Below are 8,630 nucleotides of genomic sequence, written 5' to 3'. Positions count from 1 at the left end.
CCGAAGGGCCTGCCTTCATCTTCGACACAGCATTGCTTTCAAGCGACTCTGGCTTCTACATCAGAACCTCTCAATCGCATTCGAGACACACGGTGGTAGGAGCACAGGCAGCACAGATTGCCGACTGCCGTGTGTCCGTTGGCCGCCCAGGGCTGGTTGTGGTCGATCTCGCAATTGCGCGCGGGGCGGTGGCAGCCCGGTGCCCGGCATTCCCGGTCCCGCGCGCGCACCACCTCGGCCAGCGCAGTCGGGGGACGGTACCGGGTGCGGCCCACGTCCAGCACCGTCCCGGAGTCGGGATCTGTGGTGATCTTGCGCCACACACTGCGCGGGTCAGCCATGATCTCCCGGGCGATCTCCGCGGGAACCGGGCCGTGCCCGGCCAGTTCGCACCCGGTGTCGCTGATGCCGAGTGCGGCGTCGATGGGCACATGGACGAACACCTGTCCGGCCACGCCGGCACCCGTGGCCTTACCCAGCAACAGGTCGGCCACGACATCGGCACGCAACTGGTCCATCGTGCGGGTCTCGCCGCGGCAACGCAGCGAACGAGCCAGCGTGTCCACCCGTGCATAGGCGGCGGAGGCGGTCTCCGCGGGCAGGTACATCCACAGGGCGGCCATCGTGTCGTCGTGATGGGTCAGCTCCACCCGCCGGTCCTGCCGCCGAACCCTGGCCCGCGCGGTGGCACCCTCCGGATCCACGGCATGCACTGCCCTGCGTGCGATTCGTCGTACCGCAGCGGGGTCCTTGTCGGTCAGCCGGGTGGCGATCCGCGCATCCACCTGCTGCGCTTGTTCATCGGACAATGGCGTGGTTGCGTCGAAGACCTTGGCTGCCTTGGCCAGATCGAGCTCTCCGGCATCCATCGCAGCCAGCACCTGAGGTAACCGCGTCTGCAGCGCACCCGCCAGTGCCACGTGGGTCTGCGCGGCATGCCGGGACACCCCCAGCTCTGGGGCCAGCTCATCGGCGACCGACCGCATTCCACCGCGCAGCCGCGACAACCGCGCGATCGCTCGGGCCTGCACCGCCTGCGCTCGCGCGATCAATCGCCGCGCTGTCCACACCAGATCCACGACCTCGCGCGCCGACATTGCTGCGACCTCGTCATTACTCAGCACGAAAAATGCCGTCGGATCACATTCGACGGCCTCCCGATCGAGTTGAAACTCCTGAACCCCAGTCACCAGGCCAGGATATCAGAGAAACGGAGTCGTTACTACGTTTCAGTGGAACTTGTTGTGTGCCAACGGGTTTGTCGCTTAATAGGAATCACAGCAGATCCGGCGCGAGGGCGCACCATGCGCTCGCCAGCACGAACACCATCAGGGGGATCTGCATCGTGCGCCGGCGCCCCCGCCGTTCGGCGAGGGTGCTGGAGATCAGCATAAACCCGGCGAAGGGATCTGACTCGCTGGCGTGGCGATGTGGGCTACCCGTGAGCAGTCACGTTGCCAGTCAACTGGAAACCGCGCGCAACCAGGCGCATGCGCGCCACGCTGGTGTGGCGGTACCAGTCCGGGATGCCGTCAAAACGGAGTCATTACTACGTTTGCGTGGAACTCCGTGCGCGCCAACGGGTTTGTCGCACAGCCTCTGACGCGCTGGCGTGGCGATGTGGCTACCCGTGAGCGGCCACGTTGCCAGCCAACCGGAAACCGTGCACACGCCGACCTCCGCCACCCGTGGTGGTACCAGTCCGGGATGCCGCCAAAGCGGAGTCGATACTGCCGTTGCGTGGAACTCCGTGCACGCCAACGGGTTCGTTGCTCAACCTCTGACATGCTGGCGCGGCGATGTGGGCTACCGTGAGCAGCTACGTTGCCAGCCAACCGGAAACCGTGCGCTACCAAGCACATGCGCGCCACGCCGACCTCCACCACTTGTGGTGGTAATCGATTTTCTGCCACGCTCACCGCATGCGACGGCGCGTGTATCTCGGAGTCGATATCGGCAGCTCGAGCAGCAAGGGAGTACTGGTTCAGCCCGATGGCAGGATCCTGCGCTCCGCGGAGCGCCAGCACGTTGTGAGCAGGCCGCTGCCTGGTCACGTGGAGATGGACGGTGAGCTGTGGTGGCGGGAGTTCGTCGAACTGGCCACCGAACTGACCGCCCCCGGCGATGCCGATGTCGCCGCCGTCGGCGTCAGCGGCATGGGGCCGTGCGTGCTGCTGACCGATGCCGACGGCACGCCGCTACGCCCCGCGATCCTCTACGGCGTCGATTCCCGCGCGAGCGCCCAGATCGACGCGATCAACGCCGAACTCGGCGCGAACGCGATCTTCGAACGCACCGGCTCGATGCTGTCCAGTCAGGCGGTGGGGCCGAAACTCGCCTGGGTACGCGAGAACGAACCCGACGTGTACGCGCGGGCACGATGGCTGTTCATGCCGAGCTCGTGGCTCGCCTACCGGCTGACCGGGGAGTACGTCCTCGACTATCACTCGGCGAGCCAGTGCACGCCGCTGTTCGACACGGCCGCGGCGCGTTGGCTGCGGCCGTGGGCCGATCGGATCGCGCCGGGACTCGAACTGCCGCCGCTGCGCTGGCCCGGTGAGCAGGCCGGTGTGACCAGCCGCGCCATCGCGGGAATTTCCGCGGGCGTACCCGTCATCGCCGGCACCATCGACGCCTGGTCCGAGGCGGTCAGCGTGGACGCGCAGAACCCCGGCGATCTGATGTTGATGTATGGCACCACGATGTTCCTCATCAACACTCTGCGGCAGCAGGTCACGACACCGTCGATGTGGGCGACGCTCGGGGTCTTCGAGGGGACGCGCAACCTAGCAGGTGGCATGGCGACCTCGGGGGCGATCACCTCCTGGGTCCGCGACCTGACCGGCGGCGCGGACTACGCGACTCTGCTCGCCGAGGCCGAAGCCATCGAGCCGGGCGCACGGGGACTACTGGTGCTGCCCTACTTCGCCGGTGAGCGGACGCCGATCTTCGACCCGCACGCACGCGGGGTCATCGCGGGGCTGACGCTGAGCCATACCCGCGCGGACCTCTACCGAGCGGTGCTCGAAGCTACGGCGTTCGGGGTACGGCACAACATCGAAGCCCTTCGTTCGGCGGGTGCTGGCATCGACCGTGTCGTCGCCGTCGGTGGCGGAACCCAAGGGACACTGTGGACACAGATCGTGTCCGATGTCGCTGGTGCCGCGCAGATCATTCCGACCGTCACCATCGGAGCGAGCTACGGCGCCGCATTTCTTGCCGCCCAACTCGTCGACGACGTGAGCATGACCGCGTGGAATCCGCCAGCGGGAATCCGTGAGCCCCGGCCGTCCGTCGCGGCGTTCTACGACGAGCTCTACGATCTTTACCTGCAGCTTTATCCCGCCAGTCGTGACGTGGTCCACGCACTGGGCCGGTTTCGAGTCCACATCGGACAGCCCTGACCTGCCACACGCGGCACTGCGGCAACGACCAGTAATCGACTTCCTACGGCGTGCGAGGTTTGGCGTGTCCGGCGATCGGGTACGGCCGCGACGAAGCGGGTTTGCGGGAGGTTGACATGAGCGTCCGGCAGTGGATCGGAGCGTGGCCGGTTGTCCGGCAGGTGACCGGCGGTGACCACAGCGGCCGCGGTGCCGCCGCGAAGAGCCGCGCCAGCGAGCGCCTCACGCCCCGCACGGCGCAAGCCGACAAAGTGGTCAAGTCGGTATGCCCGTACTGTGCAGTCGGCTGCGGCCAGAACGTGTACGTCCACAACGACGAGGTCACGCAGATCGAGGGTGACCCGGACTCGCCCATCAGCAGGGGACGGCTGTGCCCAAAGGGCTCGGCCAGTTTACAGCTGACCACGGGGCCCGCACGCCGCTATCACGTGCTGTACCGCAGGCCGCACGGCACCGACTGGGAACCCCTGGAGCTGGACACGGCGATGGACATGATCGCCGACCGGGTCGTCGCGAGCCGGGAGAACGGCTGGCAGTGGCACGACGGCGGCGGCGCGCGAACCCGCCGCACGATGGGAATCGCGAGCCTGGGCGGCGCGACGCTGGACAACGAGGAGAACTACCTCATCAAGAAGCTGTTCACCGCACTGGGCGCCATTCAGATCGAGAACCAGGCGCGTGTTTGACACTCGTCCACGGTTCCCGGTCTGGGAACCTCCTTCGGTCGCGGTGGTGCCACGACGTTCCAGCAGGACCTCGCCAATTCCGACTGCATCGTCATCCAGGGGTCCAATATGGCCGAATGTCACCCAGTGGGTTTCCAGTGGGTGATGGAGGCCAAGGCCCGTGGCGCGACGGTGATCCACGTCGACCCGCGCTTCACGCGCACCAGCGCGCTCGCCGACCTGCACGTGCCGCTACGGGCCGGGACCGACATCGTCTTCCTCGGCGGCATCATCAACTACGTCCTCGAGAACGAGGCGTACTTCGACGAGTACGTGCGCACCTTCACCAATGCCGCGGCGATCGTCAGCGAGCAGTTCGCCGACGCGGAGGATCTCGACGGGGTCTTCTCCGGACTCGACAGGGAACACCACATCTATGACGTGCGGACCTGGCAGTACGAGGGAAGCGAGGTACAGGCGGCCGCCGACCAGCGCGACCAGCAGTGGGACGAACGTGCACAACGGGCCGCGGTGCAACGGGCGGCGCGGGTCGAGTCACACGGGTCCGGCGGCGCCGGTGTCCGCGAACCGCGCAAGGACGAGACGCTGCAGCATCCACGGTGCGTGTTCCAGATCCTCAAGCGGCACTACGCCCGCTACACACCCGGCATGGTTGAGCGGATCTGCGGCGTGCCAAGGAAGACGTTCCTGCGCGTGTGCGAACTCCTGGTACGGAACTCGGGCCGGGAACGCACCACCGCGTTCGCCTATGCGGTGGGCTGGACGCAGCACACCGTCGGCGTGCAGTACATCCGGACGGCGGCGATCCTGCAAAGCCTGCTGGGCAACATCGGCCGCCCCGGCGGCGGCATCCTGGCACTGCGCGGGCACGCGTCGATCCAGGGCTCCACCGACATCCCGACGCTGTTCAGCCTGCTGCCGGGCTACCTCCCGATGCCGCACGCGTACACCAACCTCGACCTGGAGACCTTCCTGGCGGCCGAGTCCGTGCACAAGGGTCACTGGGGCGACATGCGCAGCTACCTGGTGAGCCTGCTCAAGGCGTGGTGGGGCCCGGCCGCCCGGCCAGACAACGGGTTCTGCTTCGACTACCTTCCCAGGCTCACCGGCAGCCACAGCACCTACGAGACGGTGCAGGAACAACTGGCCGGCACCTGTGAGGGCTACTTCCTGTTCGGGGAGAACCCTGCGGTCGGCTCGGCCAACGCCAGGGCGCAGCGGATGGGCATGGCCAACCTGAAATGGCTTGTGGTGCGCGACTTCTCGCTGATCGAGAGTGCGACCTGGTGGAAGGACGGCCCGGAGATCGAGACGGGGGAGCTGCGCACCGCCGACAACGGCACCGAGGTGTTCTTCCTGCCCGCCGCGGCGCACACCGAGAAGGACGGCAGCTTCACCAACACGCAACGGCTGCTGCAGTGGCACCACCAGGCAGTGGAGCCGAGGGGCGACGCGCGCAGCGACCTGTGGTTCACCTACCACCTCGGCCGCCGCATCCGCGCCAAGCTCGCTGGGGCCGCCGGCGAGCGCGACCGGCCGATGCTGGACCTCACCTGGGACTACCCCACCCATGGCCCGCACGCCGAACCGGATGCCGAGGCCGTTCTCGCCGAGATCAACGGGTGGAACGCCGATGGCGAGCCGCTGAGCGGCTACGGGCAGCTGAAGCCCGACGGCTCCACGGCCTGCGGTTGCTGGATCTACTGCGGCGTCCGCGCAGGCGGTGTCAACCAGGCGGCGCGGCGCACACCCGGGCGCGAGCAGAACTGGGTGGCGAGTCAGTGGGCGTGGGCGTGGCCGCTGAACCGGCGCATCCTGTACAACCGCGCTTCGGCCGACGCAGGCGGCAGGCCGTGGAGCGAGCGCAAGGCCTACGTCTGGTGGGATGGCGACGCGGGCAAGTGGACCGGATACGACGTCCCCGACTTCAAAGCCACGACGCCACCGGACTTCGTGCCGGAGGAGGGCAGCACAGGCCCGGATGCACTCGGCGGCACCGACGCGTTCGTGATGCAGGCCGACGGAAAGGCCTGGCTGTATGCCCCGGCAGGGGTCACCGACGGGCCGTTGCCGACGCATTACGAGCCGCAGGAGTCGCCGTTCGAGAACCTCCTGTACGGCCAGCAGCGCAACCCGGTGCGGCAGGTGCTGTACAACGCCTACAGCCCGTACCAGCCCAGTGGGAGCGCGGGAGGCGCGGACGTGTTTCCGTACGTGGCCACCACCTACCGGCTGACCGAACATCACACGGCAGGCGGCATGTCGCGCTGGCAGCCCTATTTGGCCGAGCTGCAACCGGAGATGTTCTGTGAGGTCAGCCCCGAGCTGGCGGCCGAGCGCGGGCTGGAGCACCTCGGCTGGGCGACCGTGGTGACGGCACGGGCCGCCATCGAGGCCCGCGTGCTGGTGACCGAGCGGATCCCGCCGCTGACCGTGCAGGGCCGCACGCTGCATCAGGTCGGGCTGCCCTACCACTGGGGCCCGAACGGGATCAGTACCGGCGATGCGGCGAACGAGCTGGCTTCCCTGGCGCTCGACCCGAACGTGCACATTCAGGAGGACAAGGCGCTCGCCTGCGACATCCGGCCAGGGCGCCGTCCGCGCGGGCCCGCCCGCCTCGAGCTGGTGCGGGCGTACCGGCGGCGTGCGGGCATCACCGACGAAACCGGTACCGAGGTGTGAGATGAGCATCGTGACCGACCCGGCAGGCGAAACCGGCTACGCCGACCATCCACCGCGGATGGGGTTCTTCACCGACACGACCGTGTGCATTGGCTGCAAGGCCTGCGAGGTCGCGTGCAAGGAATGGAACGCCATCCCCGAGGACGGGCTCGCGCTGACCGGAATGTCCTATGACAACACCGTCGGTCTCGGCGCCAGCACCTGGCGGCATGTGGCGTTCATCGAGCAGCGCAGGACGATCGGTGTACACGACGATGCCGACGTCCTCGCCATGGCCGAGCAGGCGACACCGGGGGACGGCGACGGTTTCCGCTGGCTCATGGCCTCCGACGTGTGCAAGCACTGCACGCACGCGGCCTGCCTCGACGTGTGCCCCACCGGCGCGCTGTTCCGCACCGAGTTCGGCACGGTCGTCGTCCAGGAGGACATCTGCAACGGTTGTGGGTACTGCATTCCGGCCTGCCCGTACGGCGTCATCGACCAGCGCAAGGACGATGGCAGGGCGTGGAAGTGCACCATGTGCTACGACCGGCTTGGTGAGGGCATGGAACCGGCGTGTGCCAAGGCCTGCCCCACGGATTCCATCCAGTTCGGCCGGCTCGACGAGCTGCGCGAGCGCGCACAGCACCGGGTCACGCAGCTCCACGACTCCGGCATCGCCGATGCCCGGCTCTACGGCGCCGACCCTGGCGACGGCGTCGGCGGGGACGGGGCGTTCTTCCTGCTGCTCGACGAGCCGGAGGTCTACGGTTTCCCGCCCGACCCGGTCGTCACGACCAAGGACCTGCCCGCGATGTGGCGCCATGTCGCGACCGCCGCCGGTGCGTTGGCGGCCTGTGCGGCGGCGGCGTTCCTCGGTGCGCTGAAAGGACGTTGACCATGGTGGACATCAAGCGCCGCCGCAGAGGTGGCGAACAGCCGGTGGTGCCGGAGCCGGAGTTCACGTCCTACTACGGCAGACCGGTGCTCAACGCCCCGGTGTGGCGGTCGCCGGACATCCCCGGCTACCTCTTCCTCGGCGGGCTTGCCGGTGCCTCGTCGCTGCTGGGCGCCGGGGCACAGCTGACCGGCAGGCAGCGCATGGCGACCGTTGCCAAGACCGGCGCGTTGGGCGCGGTCACCCTGTCGCTCGGCGCACTCGTGCGCGATCTCGGGCGGCCTGCCCGGTTTCTCAACATGCTGCGCGTGTTCAAGCCCAGCTCGCCGATGAACATCGGCTCGTGGCTGCTGAGCGCCTACGGACCGCTGGCCGGAGCCGCGGCCGCGTCCGCCGTGACCGGCAAGCTGCCGAAAGCAGGGGCTGCGGCCACGGCGGGGGCCGCGCTGGTGGGCCCCGCCGTGGCGTCGTACACCGCCGCATTGCTCAGTGACACCGCGGTTCCCGCATGGCACGAGGGTTACCGTGAGCTGCCGTACGTCTTCGTCGGGTCCGGTGCCGCGGCCGCGGGAGGGCTCGGCCTGCTGGCCGCGCCTGCCGGCGAGAGCGGGCCCGCCAGGAACCTGGCGGCGCTGGGCACCGCGCTGGAGCTGGTGGCGTTCACACGCATGGAACGGCGGCTCGGCATGGTCGCCGAGCCCTACCGTTCGGGCACGCCGGGGCTGCTGGTGCGAGCCGGTGAGGTGCTGTCGCTGGCGGGTTTGGCCGGCGCTTCGCTCGGCAGGCTCAGTCCCGTCCTCAATGGACTGTCCGGTGCCGCGCTCATCGCCTCGTCGGCGCTGACCAAATGGGGTGTTTTCGCCGCGGGCAAGGCATCGGCAGCCGATCCGAAGTACACCATCCTGCCGCAACGGCAGCGTTTGCAAGCCAGGGCAGGCGAGCAGTAGCCAGCATTATGCGCCAGGGCTTGGTCAACGGCAA

General features: G+C 68.2%; 5 protein-coding genes. 4 read left to right on the top strand and 1 reads right to left on the bottom strand.

The window, feature by feature from the left end; all coding sequences use genetic code 11:
- Nucleotides 1-38: 38 nt before the first annotated feature.
- Nucleotides 39-1,190: a DUF222 domain-containing protein gene (locus tag ABZ863_RS28875; RefSeq protein WP_358541956.1), complete on the bottom strand. Its 1,152-nt coding sequence runs from the start codon at nt 1,188-1,190 to the stop codon at nt 39-41.
- 732 nt (nt 1,191-1,922) lie between these two features.
- Between ABZ863_RS28875 and ABZ863_RS28870 the strand changes: the two genes are divergently transcribed.
- From ABZ863_RS28870 to nrfD, 4 genes are all read left to right on the top strand, one after another.
- Nucleotides 1,923-3,404 (top strand): FGGY-family carbohydrate kinase, encoded by a 1,482-nt coding sequence (locus tag ABZ863_RS28870; RefSeq protein WP_358541953.1) that lies wholly within the window; start codon nt 1,923-1,925, stop codon nt 3,402-3,404.
- 116 nt (nt 3,405-3,520) lie between these two features.
- The gene (gene fdh, locus ABZ863_RS28865) at nt 3,521-6,772 is read left to right on the top strand and encodes a formate dehydrogenase (RefSeq protein WP_358541950.1); all 3,252 of its coding nucleotides are present in this window, start codon (nt 3,521-3,523) and stop codon (nt 6,770-6,772) included.
- Nucleotide 6,773: 1 nt separating this feature from the next.
- Nucleotides 6,774-7,649, top strand: coding sequence for a 4Fe-4S dicluster domain-containing protein (locus ABZ863_RS28860; protein ID WP_358541948.1), 876 nt, complete (start codon nt 6,774-6,776; stop codon nt 7,647-7,649).
- A gap of 2 nt (nt 7,650-7,651) precedes the next feature.
- Entirely contained in the window at nt 7,652-8,596 is a 945-nt protein-coding gene (gene nrfD / locus ABZ863_RS28855; protein ID WP_358541946.1) for an NrfD/PsrC family molybdoenzyme membrane anchor subunit, read from the top strand.
- Nucleotides 8,597-8,630: the final 34 nt, after the last annotated feature.

Origin of the sequence: Saccharomonospora sp. NPDC046836 (assembly GCF_040645195.1) — a bacterium.
GTDB lineage: Bacteria > Actinomycetota > Actinomycetes > Mycobacteriales > Pseudonocardiaceae > Prauserella_A.
Note: the sequence above shows the minus strand (reverse complement) of the source record. Positions and strands in the feature narration are given on the sequence as shown.